20 protein-coding genes are annotated in these 24,130 nt (G+C 54.5%); 11 read left to right on the top strand and 9 right to left on the bottom strand.

Annotation, left to right across the window (positions count from 1 at the left end; translation table 11 throughout):
• Nucleotides 1-7: 7 nt before the first annotated feature.
• Entirely contained in the window at nt 8-856 is an 849-nt protein-coding gene (locus tag ACU8YC_RS22680) for a MurR/RpiR family transcriptional regulator (protein WP_151217684.1), read from the bottom strand.
• 117 nt (nt 857-973) lie between these two features.
• Between ACU8YC_RS22680 and murQ the strand changes: the two genes are divergently transcribed.
• From murQ to tadA, 4 genes are read left to right on the top strand one after another with little or no spacing between them, the layout of a single operon-like run.
• The gene (gene murQ / locus ACU8YC_RS22675; protein WP_151217683.1) at nt 974-1,867 is read left to right on the top strand and encodes an N-acetylmuramic acid 6-phosphate etherase; all 894 of its coding nucleotides are present in this window, start codon (nt 974-976) and stop codon (nt 1,865-1,867) included.
• Nucleotides 1,868-1,876: 9 nt separating this feature from the next.
• Nucleotides 1,877-3,241 (top strand): PTS transporter subunit EIIC, encoded by a 1,365-nt coding sequence (locus tag ACU8YC_RS22670; RefSeq protein WP_414078128.1) that lies wholly within the window; start codon nt 1,877-1,879, stop codon nt 3,239-3,241.
• Nucleotides 3,242-3,244: 3 nt separating this feature from the next.
• Nucleotides 3,245-3,880: a phosphatidylglycerophosphatase C gene (yfhb, locus tag ACU8YC_RS22665; protein WP_187253571.1), complete on the top strand. Its 636-nt coding sequence runs from the start codon at nt 3,245-3,247 to the stop codon at nt 3,878-3,880.
• A gap of 17 nt (nt 3,881-3,897) precedes the next feature.
• Nucleotides 3,898-4,434, top strand: coding sequence for a tRNA adenosine(34) deaminase TadA (gene tadA, locus ACU8YC_RS22660; protein WP_446895771.1), 537 nt, complete (start codon nt 3,898-3,900; stop codon nt 4,432-4,434).
• 12 nt (nt 4,435-4,446) lie between these two features.
• On the opposite strand, the gene mltF is transcribed toward tadA, so the two are convergent.
• The gene (gene mltF / locus ACU8YC_RS22655) at nt 4,447-5,997 is read right to left on the bottom strand and encodes a membrane-bound lytic murein transglycosylase MltF (RefSeq protein ID WP_151217681.1); all 1,551 of its coding nucleotides are present in this window, start codon (nt 5,995-5,997) and stop codon (nt 4,447-4,449) included.
• Between the two features lie 257 nt (nt 5,998-6,254).
• Here mltF and purL point away from each other — a divergent pair, with 257 nt between their 5' ends.
• From purL to glnB, 5 genes are all read left to right on the top strand, one after another.
• Nucleotides 6,255-10,142 carry a phosphoribosylformylglycinamidine synthase gene (gene purL, locus ACU8YC_RS22650; RefSeq protein ID WP_446895770.1) on the top strand — a complete coding sequence of 1,296 codons (3,888 nt, stop codon included), beginning with the start codon at nt 6,255-6,257 and terminating at the stop codon, nt 10,140-10,142.
• 588 nt (nt 10,143-10,730) lie between these two features.
• Entirely contained in the window at nt 10,731-12,161 is a 1,431-nt protein-coding gene (gene qseE / locus ACU8YC_RS22645; RefSeq protein WP_151224096.1) for a two component system sensor histidine kinase QseE/GlrK, read from the top strand.
• 22 nt (nt 12,162-12,183) lie between these two features.
• On the top strand, nt 12,184-12,927 hold the full coding sequence (qseG, locus tag ACU8YC_RS22640; protein ID WP_151217679.1) for a two-component system QseEF-associated lipoprotein QseG: 744 nt from the start codon (nt 12,184-12,186) through the stop codon (nt 12,925-12,927).
• Nucleotides 12,927-14,261, top strand: coding sequence for a two-component system response regulator GlrR (glrR, locus tag ACU8YC_RS22635; RefSeq protein ID WP_304502307.1), 1,335 nt, complete (start codon nt 12,927-12,929; stop codon nt 14,259-14,261). The genes qseG and glrR overlap by 1 nt, the downstream gene beginning before the upstream one ends.
• Nucleotides 14,262-14,321: 60 nt before the next feature.
• Entirely contained in the window at nt 14,322-14,660 is a 339-nt protein-coding gene (gene glnB, locus ACU8YC_RS22630; protein ID WP_002914032.1) for a nitrogen regulatory protein P-II, read from the top strand.
• A gap of 96 nt (nt 14,661-14,756) precedes the next feature.
• Here the strand turns inward: glnB and hmpA are convergent, their stop codons facing one another.
• On the bottom strand, nt 14,757-15,947 hold the full coding sequence (hmpA, locus tag ACU8YC_RS22625; RefSeq protein WP_187258590.1) for an NO-inducible flavohemoprotein: 1,191 nt from the start codon (nt 15,945-15,947) through the stop codon (nt 14,757-14,759).
• A gap of 326 nt (nt 15,948-16,273) precedes the next feature.
• Here hmpA and glyA point away from each other — a divergent pair, with 326 nt between their 5' ends.
• Nucleotides 16,274-17,527 (top strand): serine hydroxymethyltransferase, encoded by a 1,254-nt coding sequence (gene glyA / locus ACU8YC_RS22620; RefSeq protein WP_446895769.1) that lies wholly within the window; start codon nt 16,274-16,276, stop codon nt 17,525-17,527.
• A gap of 67 nt (nt 17,528-17,594) precedes the next feature.
• Here the strand turns inward: glyA and hcaD are convergent, their stop codons facing one another.
• Genes hcaD through hcaE form a run of 5 tightly spaced genes read right to left on the bottom strand, consistent with a single transcriptional unit; the run spans nt 17,595 to nt 21,812 of the window.
• Nucleotides 17,595-18,797, bottom strand: a complete 1,203-nt coding sequence (gene hcaD, locus ACU8YC_RS22615) for a phenylpropionate dioxygenase ferredoxin reductase subunit (RefSeq protein ID WP_446895768.1) — start codon at nt 18,795-18,797, stop codon at nt 17,595-17,597.
• A 9-nt stretch (nt 18,798-18,806) separates the two neighbouring features.
• Nucleotides 18,807-19,619: a 3-phenylpropionate-dihydrodiol/cinnamic acid-dihydrodiol dehydrogenase gene (gene hcaB, locus ACU8YC_RS22610; protein ID WP_151217676.1), complete on the bottom strand. Its 813-nt coding sequence runs from the start codon at nt 19,617-19,619 to the stop codon at nt 18,807-18,809.
• Nucleotides 19,616-19,936 (bottom strand): 3-phenylpropionate/cinnamic acid dioxygenase ferredoxin subunit, encoded by a 321-nt coding sequence (hcaC, locus tag ACU8YC_RS22605; RefSeq protein ID WP_151217675.1) that lies wholly within the window; start codon nt 19,934-19,936, stop codon nt 19,616-19,618. The genes hcaB and hcaC overlap by 4 nt, the downstream gene beginning before the upstream one ends.
• Nucleotides 19,936-20,454 (bottom strand): 3-phenylpropionate/cinnamic acid dioxygenase subunit beta, encoded by a 519-nt coding sequence (gene hcaF / locus ACU8YC_RS22600; RefSeq protein WP_151217674.1) that lies wholly within the window; start codon nt 20,452-20,454, stop codon nt 19,936-19,938. Before hcaF ends, hcaC begins: the two co-directional genes overlap by 1 nt.
• A complete protein-coding gene (gene hcaE / locus ACU8YC_RS22595) occupies nt 20,451-21,812 on the bottom strand; it encodes a 3-phenylpropionate/cinnamic acid dioxygenase subunit alpha (protein ID WP_151217673.1) in 1,362 nt (453 codons plus the stop codon). Before hcaE ends, hcaF begins: the two co-directional genes overlap by 4 nt.
• A gap of 135 nt (nt 21,813-21,947) precedes the next feature.
• Between hcaE and hcaR the strand changes: the two genes are divergently transcribed.
• Nucleotides 21,948-22,841, top strand: a complete 894-nt coding sequence (gene hcaR, locus ACU8YC_RS22590) for a DNA-binding transcriptional regulator HcaR (RefSeq protein WP_187258592.1) — start codon at nt 21,948-21,950, stop codon at nt 22,839-22,841.
• A 3-nt stretch (nt 22,842-22,844) separates the two neighbouring features.
• Here hcaR and ACU8YC_RS22585 read toward each other — a convergent pair whose 3' ends face one another.
• Nucleotides 22,845-24,038: an ROK family transcriptional regulator gene (locus ACU8YC_RS22585; RefSeq protein WP_286538859.1), complete on the bottom strand. Its 1,194-nt coding sequence runs from the start codon at nt 24,036-24,038 to the stop codon at nt 22,845-22,847.
• Nucleotides 24,039-24,130: the final 92 nt, after the last annotated feature.

Here is a 24,130-nt window from a genome sequence, read left to right as displayed (position 1 = left end):
TCTTTGCTCAGACCAGTTTTTTTACCAGTGCTTCGCTGTGGCGAATGCGTTCCGGAGCGTGCTCAAGATCCTGCTGTACCAGTGCCATAAACAATAAATCAGTCAGCATCATTTGCGCATGCGTAGAGGAAATCGCTGCGCTGCGCGTAGCCTGCTCCTCAGCAATCGTATACAGACAATGAGTTGCCCGTTGCTGCAGGGCGTTCGGTGTAAATCCGGTGACGGCGAGAATTTTGGCTCCGGTGCGCAATGTTTCGTCCGCAGCCAGGTTGAGCTCACGGCGTTCGCCGGTATACGAAATGGCCAGCAGCAGATCGTTGGGCGAAAGCGCCTGCACTGCCGCCAACAGGGCGTGCATATCGCGTTCAACCACCGCGTTAAAACCAATCTTCAGCAGCTTCCAGGCAAAATTCTGTGCCACCAGACCCGATGCGCCAATCCCGGTCACGATAATGCGCCGGGCTGAGCGCAGCATCATGACGCTCTCCATCAGTTTCTCTTCGCTGTTGACGTCCAGCGTCGCATGCATCGCCGCCACGTTCTCCTGAATCAACTTTTCTCCCACCAGACGCATAGGGTCGTCACCGCGAATCTGATTATGCACCGGAATGGAGTGGGGGTTAGGGTTGCTGGCCAGCGCTTCGCTAATCGCTAGTTTGAGTGCAGGAAATCCTTTAAAACCCATCTTTTGCGCGAACTTCACCACGCTGGACTGGCTGACGCCCGCCTCCGCGGCCAACTGCTGCGAACTGAGATGCCGCGCACTATCCGGCTGGGCAAGGAGATAATCCGCAAGTTTTTTATCGCTCTGCGCGAGGTCCGGGTAACGCTGACGAATGCGAATTAAACAGTTCATGCTGTCTCCTGGCGAAAACGTGATGGCGATTACAAAACAAAATTTCATTCGCCTTGATGAATATAATATTCCATTATGGCAGATTATTATGAATTAAAAATTCCTAAGGACCAAAAAATGAATCTCGGTGCATTAGTTTCAGAAACCCGCAATCCACAGACCATGGACCTGGATGCGCTCTCCACGCTGGAGTTGGTTCATCGTTTTAATCAACAGGATACGCTGGTAGCCGAAGCAGTAAAAGCAACTCTGCCTCAAGTTGCGTGCGCGGTCGATGCGGCAGCTAACGCGCTAAAAGCAGGTGGCCGCATTATTTACATGGGGGCGGGTACCAGCGGGCGTCTTGGGGTGCTGGATGCATCTGAATGCCCACCGACTTTCGGCGTTCCGCACGGTCTGGTGGTTGGGTTGATTGCCGGGGGGCCGGGCGCGCTGCTGAAGGCGGTTGAGGGTGCGGAAGATAACCCACAGCTAGGTGAAGACGATCTGCGCGCGATCAATCTCACCGCACAGGATATGGTCGTTGGTCTGGCGGCTTCAGGTCGTACGCCGTATGTGATTGGCGGACTGAAATATGCGCGTACGGTAGGTTGTACGACGGCGGCTATTTCCTGCAATCCGGATTCACCAATTGCACATGAAGCGGATATCGCTATTTCCCCGGTGGTGGGTCCGGAGGCGCTGACGGGGTCAACGCGACTGAAATCCGGTACCGCGCAAAAGCTGGTGCTCAATATGATCTCCACCGGAGCGATGGTGAAGTTCGGTAAGGTTTATCAGAACCTGATGGTGGACATGCAGGCAACCAACGTCAAACTGGTCGATCGTGCGTGCCGTATGGTGGTTGAAGCCACGGGCATTGCGCGTGAACAGGCGCAAGCGTTGCTAAAGCAGACTGATTTTGACGTTAAGCCGGCTATTTTAATGGCGCTCACCGGCCTGGACGCCGCTGCCGCTCGCGAAAAGCTTGCCGCTCACCAGGGTTTTTTACGCGCGGCGTTAGAACACTAAGAGGTGTATATGGATAAGACGGCGGTGCTGGCCAGCGATATTCTGCTGGGCGTTGGCGGAGAGAAAAATATTCTGCGTCTGGAAAACTGTATGACCCGCGTCAGGGTTGAAGTTCAGGATGACGGGCTGCTCGATATCCCTCGTCTCAGGCAACTGCCCGGCGTCAGCGGCTACGTGAAGCAGGGCGTGCAGCACCAGATCATTGTCGGCCCCGGTAAAGCGGCCAAGGTGGTGGATGCTATGCGCTCTCTGATTGCTGATGGCGGCGAAGGCAGAGATACGAATGATATCGAGCGCACGAAGTCAGAGGCCAAAGCGAAGTACAAAGCGCCCATGAGCGATGCGCTGCGTAAGTTGGCGAACGTCTTTATCCCTCTTATTCCAGCTTTTATCGCTTCTGGTTTGATCACCGGCATTATTAACATTCTTAAGCGACCGGATATCGTCGGGGATTTTGCGACCCACTATCCAAATATGCTTGGGCTGATGGGAATATTTGGCAGCGCCGTGTTTGCCATCATGAATATTCTGGTCGGGGTGAATACCGCCAAAGTATTCGGCGGTTCTCTGGCGATGGGCGGGGTGATGGCGGGGATCCTCTCCAGTCCGCAACTGGCACAAATCACGCTGTTTGGCGAAGCGTTGCAGCCGGGACGCGGCGGGGTGATCGCGGTACTGCTGGTGGTTGCGTTGATGTGTTGGATCGAACGCAAATTCCGTGAGCTGTTGCCAGAATCGCTGGAGCTGATCCTAAACCCACTGCTGACCACCATTATCACCGGGGCCATCGCGATTGTTGCGCTGCAACCACTTGGCGGCTGGATTTCTGAATCTATTGCTCATGGCGCATCCTGGGCTATTGATCGCGGCGGTTTTCTGGTGGGGGCCGTACTGGCTGGGACTTTCCTGCCGTTGGTGCTCACCGGACTTCATCAGGGATTGGTGCCGATCCACGTTGAACTGGTACAGGCGCATGGTTATAACGCGCTCTTTCCTATCCTGGCGATGGCTGGCGTCGGGCAAATTGGAGCTTCCATTGCCGTGCTGATGAAAACCCGTAACGCACGGCTTAAAAAAGTGATCAAAGGCGCGTTGCCGGTTGGACTGCTGGGCGTTGGCGAGCCGCTGATTTTTGGCGTCACGCTGCCGTTAGGTAGACCGTTTATCGGTGCCTGCCTTGGCGGCGCGGTAGGCGGAGCGCTGATTAGCTACTGGAAGGTGGCGACGGTTATCACCTTTGGTATCTCAGGATTACCGCTGGCACTGACGATTGTTGCCGGAAAAGTGATGTTCTATCTGTTAGGCTATCTGGTAGCAGTTATTGCCGGGTTCCTGTTTACCTGGCTATTGGGGTTCAACGATCCAGAGGACTAAGGTTTGACCAATCACCCGCGCCGCGTTGTTTTTTTTGATTTGGATGGCACGTTACACCAGCAGGATATGTTCGGTAGTTTCATACGTTATCTGCTACGTCGTCAGCCGCTGAACGCGCTGCTGGTGCTGCCTCTGCTACCGGTGATTGCGCTGGCATTGCTGATTCAAGGGCGTGCCGCCCGCTGGCCAATGAGCCTGCTGTTGTGGGGATGCACTTTTGGTCGCAGCGAGGCGCGTCTGAAAGCGCATCAGTCCGACTTTGTACGCTGGTTTCGCAGTAATGTGACGGCGTTTCCGCTCGTTCAGCAGCGCCTGACAACCTACCTGTTAAGCTCTGATGCTGACATCTGGCTTATCACCGGCTCTCCGCAGTCGCTGGTCGAGCAGGTTTACTTCGACACGCCGTGGCTACCGCGTGTCAATTTGATTGCCAGCAAAATGGCGCGGGGATACGGCGGGTGGGTGCTGACGCTGCGCTGCCTCGGCCATGAGAAAGTGACTCAACTGGAGCGGCAGATTGGCGCGCCGCTGTCTCTTTACAGCGGCTACAGCGACAGTAAGCAGGACAATCCGTTGCTCTCTTTTTGCCAGCATCGCTGGCGCGTCACGCCGCGCGGAGAGCTGCAACAACTCGAATAGAGTAAACGATAGCGTCTGTGTATAATGCGCCCGCTTTTATTGGTGGAGTAACCCCTTTGTCTGAAGTTGAATTTAGCCACGAATACTGGATGCGTCATGCTTTAACGCTGGCTAAGCGCGCCTGGGATGAACGTGAAGTTCCGGTGGGTGCAGTATTGGTGCATAACAACCGCGTGATTGGCGAAGGCTGGAACCGTCCGATCGGCCACCATGATCCGACTGCTCACGCTGAAATTATGGCGCTGCGTCAGGGGGGCCTGGTACTGCAAAACTACCGTCTGTTAGATGCCACGCTGTACGTCACTCTGGAGCCGTGCGTGATGTGCGCAGGCGCGATAGTCCATAGTCGTATCGGCCGGGTGGTTTTTGGCGCACGCGATGCGAAAACGGGCGCTGCCGGGTCATTAATGGATGTGCTGCATCACCCAGGAATGAATCATCGGGTTGACGTGACCGAAGGCGTGTTACGGGATGAATGCGCCACGCTGCTCAGTGATTTCTTCCGCATGCGTCGGCAGGAGATCAAAGCGTTGAAAAAATCCGCCAATCAGTAAATACCAATCAGGCTACTTATCCTCTTTCTTTTGTGCTGAAAACAGCAGCGAAGGGGAGTGCGACAGGTAGTTTGACGATGTCTGAGTCAGAAACGCTGAAAGCGGAAATTTATCTTTACCCACCAGCTCAGCCGGTGACACCGCCGGATAATCCTGAGCCAGTTGCATTTTTTCCTGCGCCTGTTTTTCTTTCTCCTGCAGATACCCCACCAGGCTAATCTGGTATTTACGGATATTTTCCACATAAGCGTAGGCTTCGTGACCACGCGCATAGCCATAGGTCAACTTGCTGTAATACGGCTTTTGGCTGAGTAGTGGCAGTCGCTGTTTTACGTCGGACCAGCTGTTCGGATTGCCTTTTGTTTTCACCGTCAGCGCCCGGGCATCCAGCATGTGCGCATAACCCATGTTGTAGGCCGCGAGCGCAAACCAGATACGTTCCCCTTCGGGAACGGTATCCGGCACTTTACTCATCATATCCTGCAAATACCGCGCGCCGCCGCTGATGCTCTGTTCTGCATCGGTACGGTCAGTTAGCCCGAGACTCTGGGCGGTATTTTTGGTCAGCATCATCAGCCCGCGTACCCCAGTCGGGGATGTGGCCTGCGCATCCCAGTGCGACTCCTGATAGGATATTGCGGCGAGCAGTCGCCAGTCTATCTCCTGCGCATACTTCTCAAAGAGCGGCTTGAGGTCCGGCAATACGCTGTCTACGGCACGCAAAAAGGTGCGGGTATCAACATAGTCAAAATCATCGCCATGCCCAAGATACTTCTCTTCCAGCCGCGCCAGAGAACCATCTTCATTCATGGTATTAAAGAAATCCAACAGCGCGGCAGACAGGGTGTTGTCATTGTCCAGACGACTAAACCAGGTCACCGGTTGTTCGTCGGAAACGTCCAGCGCCACGGCCAGCTCAGGATGAACGCGCTGGTATAAACTGATGGCGACGGAATCGGCAATGGTGTAATCCAGCTTTCCGGCGATAACATCATCAAGCAGTTCAGTGGTACCTTTTTTGTCATCGACCTTCCAGCTCAGCTCGGGGAATTTTTTCTCTTTTAGCTGTTGGAGATCGTTAACCACCACATGTCCTGGGGCGATAGTCAGTTGGCTTTCGTTCACGGTGGCGAGCGTGCGCGGGCGGTATTGTCCAACCCGATACACCAACTGTTGTGAAACTGAATAGTAGGTCGGTCCTGGCTGGTAATTTTTTACCCGCTCGCTGTTATAGACCAGACCTGCGGCTAACAGATCGGCATTACCGTTATCCAGGTCGTCGAAAAGCTGGCTAATGTTCTGGCGCACTGTGACGTTTAACTTCACGCCCAAGTAGTTGGCGAACGCCTGGGCCAGTTCATAATCCAGACCGAATTTTTTGCCGTTGAGGGTTGCGTAAGTTAACGGCGAGTCGAGGGTACTGACGCGCAGCTCTCCCCGCGACTGAATGGCGGCGATACGATTTTCGGCTTTACCGAACCAGGGGATAGATGGCCAAAGGGCCGCTGCCAACAACAGCGTTAATATGCCGATGAACAGATAATTAATCTTTAATTTTTTCAATTAGTTAATTCTCTGAACCGTACGTTTTCTCTGCCTGCTGTGGTGCTGATTAAGAAGTGAAGTCGTCATTAATGAGCGGCATTTTGCTTAAACTTGCGCCAGTTGGCAACTTATTCAGAAACCAGACCGCATTTGATGATAAGAAATGGTCGTGATTTTATTTCGACGCAAACGGTTTCGTCGGCGCGCCAGATTCTTTATAATGACGCCCGTTTCCCCCACTTGGGCACACCGAAAGCTTAGAAGACGAGAGACTTATGATGGAAATTCTGCGTGGTTCACCTGCACTGTCTGCATTCCGTATTAACAAACTGCTGGCACGTTTTCAGGCTGCCAACCTCCAGGTCCACAATATTTACGCCGAGTACGTCCATTTTGCCGATCTGAATGCACCGCTGAATGAGGACGAGCACGCACAACTAGCACGTCTGCTGAAATATGGTCCTGCTCTTCACAGCCACGCCCCTGAAGGCAAACTGCTGCTGGTTACGCCTCGCCCTGGCACCATCTCCCCGTGGTCTTCTAAAGCGACTGATATTGCCCACAACTGCGGCCTGCAGCAGATTAGCCGCCTGGAACGTGGCATTGCCTGGTATGTTGAGGCCTCTACGTTGACCGCTGAGCAGTGGCAGATGGTTGCCGATGAACTGCACGACCGCATGATGGAAACGGTTTTCCCAGCACTGAACGATGCCGAAAAGCTGTTTGTACATCATCAGCCAGCACCGGTCTTAAGCGTTGATCTGCTGGGTGAGGGACGCCAGGCACTGATCGACGCTAACCTGCGTCTGGGCCTGGCGCTGGCGGAAGACGAAATCGACTATCTGCAGGATGCGTTCACCAAACTGGGACGCAACCCGAACGACATTGAACTGTACATGTTTGCGCAGGCAAACTCCGAGCACTGCCGCCACAAGATTTTTAACGCCGACTGGATTATCGATGGTAAACAGCAGCCGAAGTCGCTGTTCAAGATGATCAAAAATACCTTCGAAACTACGCCGGACCACGTGCTGTCTGCCTATAAGGACAACGCTGCGGTAATGGAAGGTTCTGAAGTGGGTCGTTACTTTGCCGACCACAAAACCGGCCGCTACGATTTCCATCAGGAGCCAGCCCACATCCTGATGAAGGTAGAAACCCACAACCATCCGACGGCTATCTCTCCGTGGCCGGGTGCGGCAACCGGCTCCGGCGGCGAAATCCGCGACGAGGGGGCTACCGGTCGTGGTGCAAAACCGAAAGCAGGGCTGGTGGGTTTCTCCGTTTCCAACCTGCGTATTCCAGGCTTTGAACAGCCATGGGAAGAAGATTTTGGTAAGCCGGACCGTATTGTTACCGCGCTCGATATCATGACCGAAGGGCCACTGGGCGGCGCGGCGTTTAATAATGAATTTGGTCGCCCGGCGCTGACGGGGTATTTCCGCACCTATGAAGAAAAGGTTAACAGTCACAACGGCGAAGAACTGCGCGGTTACCATAAACCGATCATGCTGGCAGGCGGGATCGGTAACATCCGTGCCGATCATGTACAGAAAGGCGAGATCGTCGTTGGCGCTAAGCTGATCGTCCTCGGCGGGCCGGCAATGAACATCGGTCTTGGCGGGGGTGCGGCCTCTTCTATGGCTTCCGGCCAGTCTGATGCGGACCTCGACTTTGCCTCCGTACAGCGTGACAACCCGGAAATGGAACGTCGTTGCCAGGAAGTTATCGACCGCTGCTGGCAGATGGGCGATGCCAACCCGATCCTGTTTATCCATGACGTTGGCGCTGGCGGCCTGTCAAACGCCATGCCTGAGCTGGTAAGCGATGGCGGTCGCGGCGGTAAGTTCCAGCTGCGCGATATCCTCAGCGACGAACCGGGCATGAGCCCGCTGGAAATCTGGTGTAACGAATCCCAGGAGCGTTATGTGCTGGCGGTTGCCGCTGACCAGCTACCGCTGTTTGACGAACTGTGTAAGCGCGAGCGCGCGCCGTATGCGGTGATCGGTGAAGCCACCGAAGAACAGCATCTGACACTGAGCGATAGCCACTTCGACAATCAGCCGATCGACATGCCGCTCGATGTGCTGTTGGGCAAAACGCCGAAAATGACCCGCGATGTGCAGACGCTGAAAGCCAAAGGCGATGCCCTGAAGCGTGGCGAAATCTCGATTGCAGATGCGGTTAACCGTGTGCTGCATCTGCCGACTGTTGCTGAAAAAACGTTCCTTGTGACCATCGGCGACCGTACCGTTACCGGCATGGTCGCGCGTGACCAGATGGTGGGGCCATGGCAGATCCCGGTCGCCAACTGCGCGGTCACTACCGCAAGCCTTGATAGCTACTACGGTGAAGCGATGTCTCTTGGCGAGCGCGCGCCAGTCGCATTGCTCGACTTCTCTGCCTCTGCGCGTCTGGCTGTAGGTGAGGCGCTGACCAACATTGCGGCAACGCAGATTGGCGATATAAAACGCATTAAACTGTCGGCTAACTGGATGGCTGCTGCGGGTCACCCTGGCGAAGACGCCGGACTGTACGAGGCGGTAAAAGCCGTTGGGGAAGAATTATGTCCGGCGCTTGGCCTGACCATTCCGGTGGGCAAAGACTCTATGTCGATGAAAACCCGCTGGCAGGAAGGCAACGAACAGCGTGAAATGACCTCGCCGCTGTCGCTGGTGATCACCGCCTTTGCCCGCGTGGAAGACGTGCGCCACACGATTACCCCGCAGCTTTCTACTGAAGACAATGCCCTGTTGCTGATTGACCTTGGTCTTGGTCACAACGCGCTGGGTGCAACAGCGTTGGCGCAGGTTTACCGTCAACTGGGCGATAAGCCTGCTGATGTGCGTAACGTTGAGCAACTGAAAGGCTTCTACGACGCCATTCAGGCGCTGGTGGCACAGCGTAAGCTGTTGGCCTACCACGACCGTTCAGACGGCGGGCTGCTGGTTACGCTGGCGGAAATGGCCTTCACCGGTCACTGCGGTATTGAAGCTGATATCCACTCTTTGGGTGACGATCGTCTGGCTGCGCTGTTTAACGAAGAGCTTGGCGCGGTGATTCAGGTTCGCGCAGCTGATCGTGAAGCGGTTGAGGCGTTGCTGGCTCAACATGGCCTGGCCGATTGCGTGCACTATCTGGGGAAAGCCGTGCAGGGCGACCGCTTCGTGGTTGAAGTTGACGGTCATGCGGTGTTCAGCGAAAGCCGCACCACGATGCGTATGTGGTGGGCGGAAACCACCTGGCAGATGCAGCGTCTGCGCGACAACCCGGAGTGTGCCGATCAGGAACACGACGCTAAAACCAACGATGCCGACCCTGGCCTTAACGTTAAACTGTCATTTGATATCAATGAAGACGTTGCTGCTCCGTACATCGCCACTGGCGCGCGTCCGAAAGTGGCCGTGCTGCGCGAGCAGGGCGTTAACTCCCATGTCGAAATGGCGGCAGCTTTCCACCGTGCGGGCTTTGACGCTATTGATGTACACATGAGCGATCTGCTGGGGGGACGCATCGGCCTGGGTAATTTCCAGGCGCTGGTAGCCTGCGGCGGCTTCTCTTACGGCGATGTGCTCGGCGCAGGGGAAGGTTGGGCGAAGTCAATTCTGTTCAACAACCGCGTGCGTGATGAGTTCGAAACCTTCTTCCATCGCCCGCAAACGCTGGCGCTCGGGGTGTGTAACGGTTGCCAGATGATGTCTAACCTGCGTGAGCTGATCCCGGGAAGCGACCTGTGGCCGCGCTTTGTACGCAATTACTCCGATCGTTTTGAAGCCCGCTTCAGTTTGGTTGAAGTGACGCAAAGCCCGTCTTTACTGCTTGCCGATATGGTGGGATCGATGATGCCGATTGCCGTTTCTCACGGTGAAGGTCGTGTGGAAGTGCGTGACGGTGCGCATCTGGCTCAGCTCGAGAGCAAAGGTCTGGTGGCCCTGCGCTATGTTGATAATTTCGGTAAGGTGACCGAGACCTACCCGGCTAACCCGAACGGTTCGCCGAACGGTATTACCGCTGTTACCACGGAAAATGGTCGCGTTACCATTATGATGCCGCACCCGGAACGCGTGTTCCGTACCGTGAGTAACTCCTGGCACCCGGAAAACTGGGGTGAGGACAGCCCGTGGATGCGCATTTTCCGTAACGCGCGTAAACAGTTGGGTTAATTAGCCTGTAATCATTAAGCCCCTCTTCGTGAGGGGCTTTTTTTATGGCGCAGACCAATTAAGGCGTTCACGCCGTCATCCGGCAATACCTCAGCGCTTATGGCACAGAATTAATGTGTCTCGAAATCCCGACATTGGCGGGGTTGGGGTGTCGCCAAAAAGAGACATTTAATTATATGATTTACAATAAATTTGTTTTTAAATGCTACAGGTGTTGCTGATTGGCGACGGTATGGGTAAAAAACGGACAATATCATTTTTCAGATAAATAATGATATTTTCTATATATATCATTGTGTTAATAAAATGTTTTGAATATTGGCACAGATGCTGCATAATATTAATCAGTGGCTCATTCACCTTCTTATGTCAGCCCCTTCGGGACGTGCTACATAAACTTCGAATGACGCACAACAAGGTGCCTGCCGTCCAACATCTGATATTAGCGTAGCTATATCAACCTTCGGGCGAAACGTCGAGTTAGGCACCGCCTTATTCCACAACAAAGCCGGGTTAATCCCGGCTTTGTTGTATCTGGCGTTTCCCTCAGTTAGCATCAACCTATTCCTGTCCATTGAGAGTAACGCCTTGAAGCGCTGGTCAGTTTTTCCCCGATCTTTACGTCAACTGGTGACGTTGGCATTTTTGCTTATCCTGTTGCCGTTGTTAGTTTTGGCCTGGCAGGCGTGGCAAAGCCTGAATGCCCTGAGCGCGCAGGCGGCTCTGACGAACCGAACGACGCTGATTGACGCCAGACGCAGTGAAGCGATGACCAATGCTGCCCTTGAGATGGAGCGTAGCTACCGCCAATACTGTGTACTTGATGACCCAACGTTAGCTAAGGTTTACCAGAGTCAACGTAAACGCTACAGCGACATGCTGGATGCGCATGCAGGCGTGTTGCCGGATAACCGGCTCTATCAGGCGTTACGCCAGGACATCAACGATCTCGCGCAGTTGCAGTGTCGTAACAGTGGTCCTGACAGCGTGGCGGCCGCGCGGCTGGAAGCGTTCGCCAATGCCAATACTGAGATGGTACAAGCGACGCGGACTGTCGTCTTTTCTCGTGGACAGCAACTACAGCAGGAGATAGCCGAGCGAGGTCAGTTCTTCGGCTGGCAGGCGCTGGTGCTGTTTCTCGTTAGCCTGGCAATGGTGCTGCTGTTTACCCGCATGATTATCGGTCCGGTGAAGGGCATCGAACGGATGATCAACCGTCTGGGAGAAGGGCGCTCGCTGGGTGATAGCGTGTTATTTACCGGGCCCCGTGAGCTGCGATCCGTGGGGCAGCGTATTATCTGGCTGAGCGAACGTCTTTCCTGGCTTGAGTCGCAGCGGCATCAGTTTTTACGCCATCTTTCTCATGAGCTGAAAACACCGCTGGCGAGTATGCGCGAAGGTACCGAATTGCTGGCCGATCAGGTAGTGGGCCCGTTAACACCGGAGCAAAAAGAGGTGGTCGGTATTCTCGATGACAGCAGCCGCAATCTGCAAAAACTGATTGAGCAGCTTCTCGATTACAACCGCAAGCTGGCGGATGACGAGGTTGAGCTTGAAAGTGTAGAAATCGCCCCGCTGGTGGAAAACGTGGTTTCTGCGCATAGCCTGCCCGCCCGCGCCAAAATGATCCATACTGATGTTGCGCTTGCGGTGAACGCCTGCCTGGCAGAGCCGATGCTATTAATGAGCGTGCTGGACAATCTTTATTCCAATGCGGTGCACTACGGCGCTGAATCCGGTAACATTTGGATCCGCAGCAGTTTGCATGGCTCAACGGTATATATTGATGTAATGAATACCGGCACACCGATCCCAGAAGCAGAACAGACCATGATCTTCGAGCCTTTTTTCCAGGGGAGCCATCAGCGAAAAGGGGCGGTAAAAGGAAGCGGGTTGGGGCTGAGCATTGCCAGAGATTGCATCCGCCGTATGCGGGGCAAACTGTATCTGGTTGATGACCATGCGCAAAACGTTTGTTTTCGCATAGAACTGCCGCTAGCTGCTGCGAAAAATCACTAAAATAAACCTAAGTCTGGTGAGTATGCCTTACGTTGTTGTCAGAATGCTTAAACGACATTTTTTCCGTCGCGTTATCCTCGCAAGCCTGCCGTGTCTGGTGCTGGTTGGCTGCGTTCCGAACGCGGTGAATCATATCATCGGCGATCCCTCGCAGGAGAAAATTCCACCTCATCAACTTGCTGACTACCTTGCAACCGAGTGTGCGGATATCTGGTCGCTAACGGGTCAGTCCACGGATACCAACCCGCTGTATTGGCTGCGGGCGATGGATTGCGCCGATCGCATGATGCCTGTGCAGGCGCGCAGTGAGGCCAGTGCTCAACTCACGGATACCTGGCAGGGTGCTTTCAAACGCGGGATCCTGCTTGATAACGCCCGTATTACCCCGCCTGAACGGCAGGAGGCAGTTACGCGTCTCGATGCGTTAAGTCCACAAATTCCGACTCAGGTTCGACCGCTTTATCAGGCCTGGTTTCGTAACCAACTGTTGCAATTACAGCTTGCTGAAGAACGCATGCGTTACAGTAAGCTCCAGCAGGCGTCAGACAGCGAGCTCGATACGCTGCGTCAGCAGCAACAGCATTTGCAGTCCCAGCTCGATCTCACGACCCGCAAGCTGGAGAATCTGACCGATATTGAGCGCCAGCTTTCCACGCGCAAACCCGCCGGTAACTACAATCCTGATGCGCCGCACGGGAACGATAAACTCACTACGCCTGATAACGAGGGCGGTGCCACGCCGCCTGCCGATGAGGTAACGCCATGATAAGCCGTAAGCCCGCGCATTTGCTGCTGGTGGATGATGATCCGGGGCTGTTGAAATTACTCGGTATGCGACTGACCAGCGAAGGTTACAGCGTCGTGACTGCGGAAAGCGGGCAGGAAGGGCTACGGGTACTGAATCGCGAAAAAGTGGATCTGGTCATTAGCGATCTGCGTATGGATGAAATGGACGGCATGCAGCTGTTTACGGAAATCCAGAAAGTACAGCCGGGAATGCCGGTTATTATCCTCACCGCTCACGGCTCCATTCCTGACGCCGTAGCGGCGACGCAGCAAGGGGTCTTCAGTTTTCTCACCAAACCGGTCGATAAAGACGCGTTATACCACGCAATTGACGGGGCGCTGGAACAGTCTGCGCCTGCTACTGATGATAGCTGGCGTGAGTCCATTGTCACCCGCAGTCCGCTGATGCTGCGTTTGTTGGAACAGGCGCGAATGGTGGCACAGTCGGACGTTAGTGTACTCATCAACGGCCAAAGTGGGACCGGGAAAGAAGTTTTTGCTCAGGCTATTCACAACGCCAGCCCGCGTAGCCACAAACCCTTTATTGCCATTAATTGCGGCGCGTTGCCGGAACAATTGCTGGAGTCTGAACTGTTTGGCCATGCGCGCGGCGCTTTTACCGGCGCGGTGAGTAATCGTGAAGGGCTGTTTCAGGCTGCGGAAGGTGGGACGCTGTTTCTCGATGAGATTGGCGATATGCCAGCACCGTTGCAGGTTAAATTACTGCGCGTGTTGCAGGAACGAAAAGTCAGACCGCTGGGAAGTAACCGCGATATCGACATTGATGTGAGGATCGTTTCCGCGACGCACCGCGATTTACCCAAAGCCATGGCGCGGGGAGAATTTCGCGAGGATTTGTACTATCGCCTCAACGTGGTGAGTCTGAAGATCCCGGCACTGGCCGAACGTACGGAAGATATTCCGCTGCTGGCAAACCATCTGCTACGCCAGTCTGCTGAACGACATAAACCGTTCGTGCGCGCCTTTTCAACCGATGCCATGAAGCGGTTAATGACCGCCAGTTGGCCGGGCAACGTGCGTCAGTTGGTCAACGTGATTGAACAGTGCGTCGCGTTGACCTCTTCCCCGGTGATCAGCGATGCGCTGGTGGAGCAGGCACTGGAAGGGGAGAACACCGCGCTGCCGACCTTTGTTGAGGCGCGTAATCAGTTTGAACTCAATTACCTGCGTAAGCTGCTGCAAATTACCAAGGGTAATGTGACCCATGCGGCGCGAATGGCTGGGCGCAACCGCACTGAGTTCTACAAGTTGCTTTCTCGCCATGAGTTAGATGCAAACGATTTCAAAGAATAGTTTTCCGGATTATGTTACGTTTATCCGATCAAAAGACAGGCGACCTTTTCAAGGAATAGCATGAAAAAGATTGATGCGATTATTAAACCCTTCAAGCTGGACGACGTCCGCGAAGCGCTGGCCGAAGTTGGCATTACCGGTATGACTGTAACAGAGGTCAAAGGCTTTGGCCGTCAGAAAGGCCATACCGAGCTGTACCGCGGCGCGGAATATATGGTGGATTTTCTGCCGAAAGTAAAAATTGAAATTGTGGTTACCGACGACATCGTAGATACCTGCGTCGACACCATTATTCGTACCGCCCAGACCGGCAAAATCGGTGACGGTAAGATTTTTGTCTTTGACGTGGCTCGCGTTATTCGTATTCGTACCGGTGAAGAAGACGACGCGGCAATCTAAGCCGCGCCGTGCTTGCCGAATGGCGGTGTAAACACCTTCTCAGGCCTACAATATCTCGTAGGCCTGAGAAGCGCAGCGCCATCAGGCATAACGTAATTACAGAACTTTATGTGGGCCGAAACATTCGTAATGAATGTTCTCGTTTTTTACGCCCAGACCAACCAGCTGCTTTGCGGCAAACTGCATAAAGCCAACCGGACCGCACAGATAAAACTGCATCGCCGGGTCGCTGATTGCGCCTTCCAGTTTATTCAGATCCATCAGACCTATACTATCAAACGCACCTTTCGCGCGATCAGCTTCGGTTGGCTCGCGATACCAGGTGTGTGCGCTAAAGCGCGGCAGCGTTTTGCCGAGTTCATTCACTTCATCGGCGAAGGCATGGACATCACCGTTTTCAGCCGCATGGAACCAGTTAACCTGCGCCGCATGGTTTGCTTTCACCAGCGTATCCAGCATCGCCAGCATTGGGGTCTGACCTACGCCTGCGGAAATCAGAGACACAGGGGTATTAGTCGCGACATCCATAAAGAAATCGCCCGCAGGTGCGGCTAAGTGAACAACGTCGCCAACATTCGCATGATTGTGCAGCCAGGTGGAAACCTGACCACCGTCTTCACGCTTAACGGCAATCCGATAGCCTTTGCCATCAGGTTTACGGGTCAGTGAGTACTGACGAATTTCCTGATGCGGGAAACCTTCCGGCTTCAGCCAGACGCCCAGGTATTGCCCCGGATGATATTCAGCTACCGCGCCACCGTCGACAGGCTCAAACTCAAAGCTGGTGATAAGCGCGCTTCGCGGCGTTTTTGCCACGATACGGAAAGGTCGAGTACCTTCCCAGCCGCCATTTTTATTGGCATTTTCGCTATAGATTTGCGCTTCACGGTTGATGAAAACGTTCGCCAGTACACCATACGCTTTACCCCACGCATCCAGGACTTCCTGGCCTGGGCTGAACATTTCGTCCAGCGTTGCCAGCAAATGACCACCCACGATGTTGTACTGCTCTGGTTTAATCTGGAAGCTGGTATGCTTCTGCGCGATTTTCTCAACCGCTGGCAACAGCGCCGCCAGGTTTTCGATATTGCTGGCATACGCGGCAATCGCGTTAAACAGCGCTTCGCGCTGATCGCCATTACGCTGGTTACTCATGTTGAAAATTTCTTTCAGCTCTGGGTTATGCGTAAACATGCGATCGTAGAAATGGGCGGTCAGCTTCGGACCTGTTTCAACCAGCAGGGGAATGGTGGCTTTAACTGTAGCGATGGTTTGTGCGTCAAGCATACGGTCTTCCTTTATCTGAGACTTTAATGATGTATGTCAAATACATCTTATAAAAAATACCCCTGCATTGTAAATGGTTCTTTGTAACTTTGCGTTGTAAAGGTTACATCGTGAAAAATCTGCATCACAAACCTGAAAAGAAATCCGTTGAAATTCAGCAGACCTTTGTTCTCCAAAGCCTTGCGTACCGTGAAGGTAATCGTTTGCGTAAAATCCTTTGTCAAGACCTGTTATCGAAGAATGATTCGGTTATACTGTTCGCCGTTGTCCTACGGACCGCCTTTTAAGGCCGAAAATTTTATTGTTAGCTGAGTCAGGAGATGCGGATGTTAAAGCGTGAAATGAACATTGCCGATTATGATGCCGAACTGTGGCAGGCTATGGAGCAGGAAAAAGTACGTCAGGAAGAGCACATCGAACTGATCGCCTCCGAAAACTATACCAGCCCGCGTGTTATGCAGGCGCAGGGTTCTCAGCTGACCAATAAATACGCTGAAGGTTATCCGGGCAAGCGCTACTACGGCGGTTGTGAGTACGTTGATATCGTTGAACAACTGGCTATCGATCGTGCAAAAGAGCTGTTTGGCGCTGACTACGCTAACGTGCAGCCGCACTCCGGTTCTCAGGCTAACTTCGCTGTTTACACCGCTCTGCTGCAACCGGGCGATACCGTTCTGGGTATGAACCTGGCACAAGGCGGCCACCTGACTCACGGCTCCCCGGTTAACTTCTCCGGCAAACTGTACAACATCATTCCTTACGGTATTGATGATTCCGGCAAAATTGACTACGAAGATATGGCGAAGCAGGCCAAAGAACACAAATCGAAGATGATCATCGGTGGTTTCTCTGCTTACTCTGGCGTGGTTGACTGGGCCAAAATGCGTGAAATCGCTGACAGCATCGGCGCATACCTGTTCGTTGACATGGCGCACGTTGCGGGTCTGATTGCCGCAGGCGTTTACCCGAACCCGGTTCCACACGCACACGTTGTCACCACCACCACCCACAAAACTCTGGCGGGTCCGCGCGGCGGCCTGATCCTGGCGAAAGGCGGTGATGAAGAGCTGTACAAAAAACTGAACTCTGCGGTGTTCCCAAGTGCGCAGGGTGGCCCGCTGATGCACGTGATCGCGGCGAAAGCCGTGGCGCTGAAAGAAGCAATGGAGCCTGAGTTCAAGGTTTACCAGCAGCAGGTTGCTAAAAACGCCAAAGCGATGGTGGAAGTGTTCCTGAACCGTGGTTACAAAGTGGTTTCTGGCGGTACTGAAAACCACCTGTTCCTGCTGGACCTGGTTGATAAAAACCTGACCGGTAAAGAAGCTGACGCTGCGCTGGGCCGTGCCAACATCACCGTCAACAAAAACAGCGTGCCGAACGATCCGAAGAGCCCGTTTGTGACTTCCGGTATCCGTATCGGTTCTCCGGCAATCACTCGCCGTGGCTTCAAAGAAGCGGAAGCGAAAGAACTGGCTGGCTGGATGTGTGACGTGCTGGACAATATCAATGACGAAGCCGTAATTGAGCGCGTCAAAGGTAAAGTTCTGGACATCTGCGCACGCTTCCCGGTTTACGCGTAAGCGTCAATAGTTAGCTGTGAAAAAGGCCGCGAATGCGGCCTTTTTTATGTTCGATATCAGGCAGCAGTTATAACGATTTCAGCGCCACGCCTTCATCACACAACGCTTCCTCGCTCAAGGCTCGCTCTGACTGAATAAGCTTACGCAGTACACGCACTTCGCGCCCGTTGTTGAGCGCGACTGCGCCAATTATCGCTCCATCGCGCAACTGGAGCCAGATTGCTTTCCCCCTTTCAGGGTTGCCACGACATAGCCATGTTTGCCCCTGCATTTCGCCAATAAACTGCAAATTATCGCGATATTGGTCGGTCCAGAACCAGCCCGGTGTCTTGTGGGGCAACGGCTGGTTGAGCATTGCGGCGGCTGCAATCTGTGCCTGATTATTGGCATTTTCCCAGCTTTCCACACGAACTAACGAACCATCGGGCAAGCGCATTATCGCCACATCACCGGCGGCGAAAATGTCCGGATCGGAGGTGGTGCAGGTGCTATCAACGATAATGCCGTTCGCCGTCTCCAGACCGGCGTCGCGGGCCAGCGCATCATTCGCCACGATACCGATGCCGTATACCACGGCATCGGCCAGCAGCGTCTCGCCGTTTTGCAGCGTCAGCGAGAGAAACTCCCCCGCTTCGGCGTGTTCAATGGTGCTGTTGAGTAACACCCGCACGCCCGCCTGCTGGTGGCGGGCAAGCAGGTAGTCGCGCACCGGAGCAGGGGCGTTGCGGCCCATTACCGACGACGCCATCTCGACCACTGTCACCCTGCAGCCGCGTTGTGTGGCACTCGCCGCCAGTTCCAGGCCAATCGTGCCCGCACCGACGATCACAATTGCCTTACCCGGCTGTAGCACGTCGCGCAGGCGTTCGGCGTCTCCAGCATGGCGCAGCGTAAAGCAACGCTCGCCCAGCTTATTGAGCAGTGGCAAAGGCCTGGCAGCGGCGCCGGTGGCCAGCAGCAACTGCGACCAGCGGTAGGTTTGACCATCGGCCAGCGTTAGCGTACGCGAGGCGCGATCAATCTGGCGTAACGTAACGCCGAGATGCAGTTGCACGTTGTGTTCCTGCCACCAACTGGCGGGGAGTACCGGCTGAAGCTGCGGGGCATCGTCCAGCAGCATGGCTTTGGAGAGCGGCGGGCGTTCATAGGGTAGATGCGCTTCGTCAGAAAAGAGGTGTAACGGCCCGTTAAACCCCTGCTGGCGTAGCGCGGCGGCGGCCATTGCCCCCGCCTGACCGCCGCCGATGATGGCTATAATCTGTTCACACATAACGACTCCCTACAGATCCAGCCCGGCGGCAACGTGACGAATACCTCGAATCCCCAGTCCGGCATCAGCGTTGATCATCACGCCGCTTAAGGTGCGGTTGTTGCGACGCGACGCCAGCATCACGTACGGTCCGGTAAAGTCGGCAGGGTCGGGGAAGAACTGGAGCGGCAGAATCGCGGCGATTTTCTCCGGCGTCAGCGACTGCATAATCGAGGTATCGCTTTGCCCCAGCGCCTGTGGGCCGCGCAGATCGGTGGCCATACCGCACGGACCGACACCGTTAACACGTACCTTTGGTGCCAGCTCGTAGGCCAACTGGCGAATCAGCCCGGTAGCTGCATGCTTACTGGCGGTATACAAAGGACCGCCGCCGCCCGGGTACCACGCGGCGTTGGACAGGGTAAAGATAATGCTGCCTTCGCTGGCGATAAGCGCTGGGGCGCAGGCTTTTGCACCAAGCAGATAGCCGAGCACATTGACGTTAAATAACTCGTGAAAGCCGCTCTCCAGCGCCTCAGCAGAGGTGTTCACCAACGTTGCGTTATGATCCCAGATGCCCGCATTGCCAATAAAACAGTCCAGCTTGCCAAACGCGGTGAGGATTTGATCGACCGCACGCTGATAGTCGGCATAGCAGGTGACGTTGCCCTCTATCGCCAACACATGTTCGCCAAAACGCTGGCGCAGGCTGGCAACTTTGGCTGGCGACAGTTCGAGCGTGGCGACCTTCGCGCCTTCTTCAATAAAGCGCTCGACCAGCGCCAGGCCGAGGCCGGAGCCACCGCCGGTAATAAAAACCACGTTATCGCGTAAATCGCTCATCGGGCGTCCTCTGGAATATCAACAAATACATCGCTGCCTTCCACGTAAACCGCGTAAGTGGTCAGCGGATCGGTGGCAGGTAAGCACAACGCCTTGCCGGTTTTCAGGCAGAAGCTGGCCGCATGCAGCGGGCATTCCACCGTGGCATCGTCTTCCAGATAACCTTCGGACATCGAGGCATTACCGTGGCTACAGCGATCGTTAATGGCATAAAACTCGCCGCCAACATTGAACAGGGCGATGACGGGCGAGGTTTCCAGCCGGAGGGCTTCACCATCCGGCAGCTCCGTGGCGGAGCAGGCAAATACACGGCTCATCAGAACAGTACACTCAGGTTATGGGAGGTGATAACCGCTTGATCCAGCACGATCTCACGCGCCAGTAAGCGCCACTCATCGCCGGGCAAACGACGCACTTTGTCCATGCGCGTACCGACGTAAAACGTCTCGTCCCGCTCTTTTTGCGCGCGATACAGCAGATAGTTGAGGCGCACGGCGAACACGTCCGGTTGGTCGGTTTCGCTGATTTGTAAGTTGTCAATCAGATGACGGGTGCGGGAAGGTGGCTCCTCCGCCCAGGCCATGCCGGTTTCCAGCCGTGCGATACGGCGCTCAAGCTGGTCTTTGTTATCGTTGAAAATCCAGGTGGTCGGCGGCTGCACGCCTTTGCGGCGGTCGCGGGTCTGGGCATTGACCGTGGTACGCATGGTGTAGCGAATGTCGTCATCGAGCAGCGCCAGCCAGTCGCGAAACTGCCAGTCGTCCAGCAGACGTGCTTCTTCATACAGAAACTGGCTGATGCGATGATGCAGTTCGAGAGAAACTAACGCGCTCATTTCATCACCTCCTGCTGGTAAGCGGCGGTTTTGTCGTGCACATCCTGCCAGCTTTCGCTGCTGAGCAGATCGGCCCAGCGCTGATACATGCCGCGCGCGGCGGTTTCCGAAAAGATGTAGTTGGTGATCCCCGGAATACCGTCTTCGCGGCGCTTTTCCTGGCCTAAGCCCATTTCGAGGCACAGGTTAGTGTTGCGTGCCCGGTGACCCTTCAGCAGTTTTTGAATCTCGCACCAGTTTTCCGAGTCGTCCTGTTCAAGGAATCCGGCCGGACCAAAGGCGCGGGTGGCGCTGTTTTCAAATGCGGCTTTCACCTCGTCGGAGGCGGCTTTATCAGTAAGACAGAACGCCCACACTTCAACCCGATCCGGTCCGCGTGGGTGCCAGACGCGCAGCGTGGCGGTACCGTTCAGCCAGGAAAGCGTGGGGAAAATGTTGTTGTGACCGGCCAGGCGCAGGGCGCGAACCTTGCCCAGACGCTGTTCGGCCTCTTCGTAGGTGTCGCGGTAGTAGCTGGAGACTTCGCCGTCTACCCACACGTTGGCATCGGGATTCTCAGTAAAGAAAAATCCGCTGCCGTGCCCGTCCTGGCCGAACTGTAGCGCATCTTTGGCGGTTTCCCACACCGGGCGGGCAGTCTGACCATCGCCGAGGCGCTTATCGCTACCGTCGTCTTTCGCCCCCAGCACCTGTACCGCTGAGGCATGGCTGAACAGCGCGTGATACTGGTCGCTGGCAAACTGTTCGGCGGGGAATTTCCAGTTGCAGTCGATAGTCCACTTCTGGACGCCACCGACGATTTCGGTGCCGCCTTCACGGCGGTCGAGCACGCCATCGAGATACCAGGCGATATCGCCGAGATAATCGCGAAGCGTTGGTGCGGTGGTATCCCAGTTGCCGAAAATCAGCCCTTTATAGCTCTCGACGCCAGGGACTTCGTTCAGTCCCCAATGCGATTTGCATAAACCTTGCGGATAAGCGCGTGGTTCCAGTGGGACGTCGATCAGCTCGCCGTTAATGCCGTACGACCAGCCGTGATACGGACAGGTAAAGGCACGGGTATTGCCGCAGTCGGCATAGCTGACGCGCATCGCGCGGTGGCGGCACTGGTTGAGAAACGCTTTGATGCTGCCGTCTTTCTGGCGGACTACCACGACTGCATCTTCGCCCATGTAAGTGTTAAAAAAATCACCGGGTTTGGGAATTTGGCTTTCGTGGGCGAGAAACAGCCAGCAGCGACCGAAGATGCGTTCCAGCTCCAGTTGGTAAATTTCAGGGTCGGTATAAATCCGTGGGGTTACGCGACCGTTTTTCGTGTCGATCAGTTGGTAGATGTCTAAATTTGAGGGTGTGGTCATATTTTTTAATCCTGAAAGCTAAGATGTATTGACCTTCATTTTTTGTGCCATAAGGATGTTGCTGGTTAGTTATCAATCTGTGAAATAGTAAATTTCTACCAGTTGAGACATTTTTTCGATAACAAGGAGAAGGGCATGGAACTGAGGCACTTACGCTATTTTGTGGCGGTGGCGCAGGCGCTGAATTTCACCCGAGCGGCAGAAAAATTGCATACCTCCCAGCCGTCGTTAAGCAGTCAGATCCGCGATCTGGAAACCTGCGTGGGCGTTCCGTTACTGGTGCGCGATAAGCGAAAAGTTGCGCTAACGGCGGCGGGAGAGTGCTTTTTACAGGATGCGCTGACGATCCTCGAGCAGGCGGAAAACGCCAAAGTTCGCGCCCGTAAAACGGTACAGGAAGATAACCATTTTGCTATTGGTTTTGTCCCTTCTGCAGAGGTGAATTTACTGCCGAAGGTGCTGCCTTTATTTCGTTTAAAGCAGCCGGATACGCATATTGAACTGGTGAGTTTGATAACCACTGAGCAGGAGGAGAAGATCCTGCGCGGCGAGCTGGATGTGGGCTTAATGCGCCACCCGGTTTACAGCCCGGAGTTGGACTATCTGGAGCTCATTCATGAGCCGTTGGTGGTGGTGTTACCGGTGAATCATCCGTTAGCCAATGAACCAGCGATCTCCGCAGAGCAGCTGCACGGGGTGAATTTTGTCAGCACCGATCCTGCGTATTCCGGCGCGTTAGCGATGATTGTCAAAAACTGGTTTCAGCAGCAGAAAAGCCAGCCCAATATTGTGCAAGTAGCGACCAATATTCTGGTGACGATGAACCTGGTCGGGATGGGGCTGGGGGTGACTTTGATACCCGGTTATATGAATAATTTTAATACCGGGCAGGTGGTTTTTCGCCCTATTGTTGGCGATGCCCCAACCATTGCTTTGCTGATGGCGTGGAAAAAAGGATCGCTCAAACCGGCACTGACCGATTTTATCGCCACGGTACATGAACGTTTGGCCGTGAGCCTGATGGTATAATGGTTACAACTCGCTGAGCTGCGACTCGACATACAGATAGCCAATTCCCATGAGTTGCTGGGCGCGATTGAGCTGGCCGAAGCTTATCTGAGTCGCTCTGGCGCGCGGGTTATCACCGTGATCAAATGGGTTAAACCCAGTTTGCTGCACCAGCGTATTAAGCCAGCTATCGCCGAAAGCGCAGCTACGTCCGTACAACCATATTTGGTTAATATTCAGTATATTCAGAAAGTTATATAAACTTAGTCCAATAGCGCTGGCGGCATGCTCGGCCCAGGCCTGAATACGAACATCACCGTTCTGCCAGGCAGTAATAAGCTGGTCGGTGGTGAGCGTTTCCGGATCGTAAAGGGATGTCGGCTGCGATTTCATCCATACGCGGGCCTGTTTTTTCAACGCGCTCAATGACGCTACCGTTTCTAGGCAACCATAGCGACCGCAGTCACAGGCAATTCCATCGGGATGAATGATGGTGTGTCCAATCTGACCGCTGCCATACAGACTACCGCGCCAGATATTGTCGTTTATCACAAACGATGAGCCGATACCGTAATCAACGTTAATCACGCAAAAATCACCGTTAGCCGCTGGGTTTTGCCATTTTTCGGCCAGCGCCAGCATCACGCAGTCATTGTCCAGGCGGACCTGAACGCCGAGCATCTCTTCCAGCAGATATTTTATTTCCACCGGTGTTTTCCACGGTGCCTGGGGCATGGTTTTTGATGCGCCGGTGATCGGATCAACCTGGCCGTGAACGCCGAGCGCCAGATTAATCGTGACTTCGGGAAATTGTCGACGGTATTCCCGCCAGTGTGCAGCCAGGGCCGACAGCAGCGCTTTGGGCGTTTCCGGCTTGATGACCTCATGACGCCAGGCGCCGATGGCAACCAGCCGTGCGTCTGCCAGTTGACTGGTGATGCTGGTAGGGGTGACGTTGATACATAGCGTCCATGTGCCTTTTTCTGGCAAATGATAACTGCCGCTGCTCAAACCGCGCTGGCTTAAGGTTTCTCGCGAGTGGCTGATTCTCCCTTCATCCATCAGCTCTTCGAGGATATTGCTGACCGCCGGGATCGACAGACTGGTGAGCTGCGCCAGCTGTGATTTGCTGAGCTGCTTTTCCCGCCAAAGGTGGGACAAAAAGATCTGCTTATTCGCCTGACGAACCCTGGCGTTGTTGAACCCCGAACGTTGCATTCACTTAACTCCCTTAACTATATTGCGTGAGCATTGCGCATTTTACCGCCACTTAACTGCCGCAGAATAGCATCAAGTTGAATTTTTACTTT

It is taken from the genome of Citrobacter sp. VF227, assembly GCF_052950715.1.
Note: the sequence above shows the minus strand (reverse complement) of the source record. Positions and strands in the feature narration are given on the sequence as shown.

What these genes read in the sequence shown, in the direction of transcription:
- hcaC (WP_151217675.1), bottom strand. Translation starts at nt 19,936, where the DNA reads ATGAGCCGTGTATTTGCCTGCTCCGCCACGGAGCTGCCGGATGGTGAA.
- hcaB (WP_151217676.1), bottom strand. Translation starts at nt 19,619, where the DNA reads ATGAGCGATTTACGCGATAACGTGGTTTTTATTACCGGCGGTGGCTCC.
- ACU8YC_RS22680 (WP_151217684.1), bottom strand. Translation starts at nt 856, where the DNA reads ATGAACTGTTTAATTCGCATTCGTCAGCGTTACCCGGACCTCGCGCAG.
- qseG (WP_151217679.1), top strand. Translation starts at nt 12,184, where the DNA reads ATGCCTTACGTTGTTGTCAGAATGCTTAAACGACATTTTTTCCGTCGC.
- hcaR (WP_187258592.1), top strand. Translation starts at nt 21,948, where the DNA reads ATGGAACTGAGGCACTTACGCTATTTTGTGGCGGTGGCGCAGGCGCTG.
- ACU8YC_RS22585 (WP_286538859.1), bottom strand. Translation starts at nt 24,038, where the DNA reads ATGCAACGTTCGGGGTTCAACAACGCCAGGGTTCGTCAGGCGAATAAG.
- hmpA (WP_187258590.1), bottom strand. Translation starts at nt 15,947, where the DNA reads ATGCTTGACGCACAAACCATCGCTACAGTTAAAGCCACCATTCCCCTG.
- hcaD (WP_446895768.1), bottom strand. Translation starts at nt 18,797, where the DNA reads ATGTGTGAACAGATTATAGCCATCATCGGCGGCGGTCAGGCGGGGGCA.
- purL (WP_446895770.1), top strand. Translation starts at nt 6,255, where the DNA reads ATGATGGAAATTCTGCGTGGTTCACCTGCACTGTCTGCATTCCGTATT.
- glyA (WP_446895769.1), top strand. Translation starts at nt 16,274, where the DNA reads ATGTTAAAGCGTGAAATGAACATTGCCGATTATGATGCCGAACTGTGG.
- hcaE (WP_151217673.1), bottom strand. Translation starts at nt 21,812, where the DNA reads ATGACCACACCCTCAAATTTAGACATCTACCAACTGATCGACACGAAA.
- ACU8YC_RS22670 (WP_414078128.1), top strand. Translation starts at nt 1,877, where the DNA reads ATGGATAAGACGGCGGTGCTGGCCAGCGATATTCTGCTGGGCGTTGGC.
- murQ (WP_151217683.1), top strand. Translation starts at nt 974, where the DNA reads ATGAATCTCGGTGCATTAGTTTCAGAAACCCGCAATCCACAGACCATG.
- glnB (WP_002914032.1), top strand. Translation starts at nt 14,322, where the DNA reads ATGAAAAAGATTGATGCGATTATTAAACCCTTCAAGCTGGACGACGTC.
- hcaF (WP_151217674.1), bottom strand. Translation starts at nt 20,454, where the DNA reads ATGAGCGCGTTAGTTTCTCTCGAACTGCATCATCGCATCAGCCAGTTT.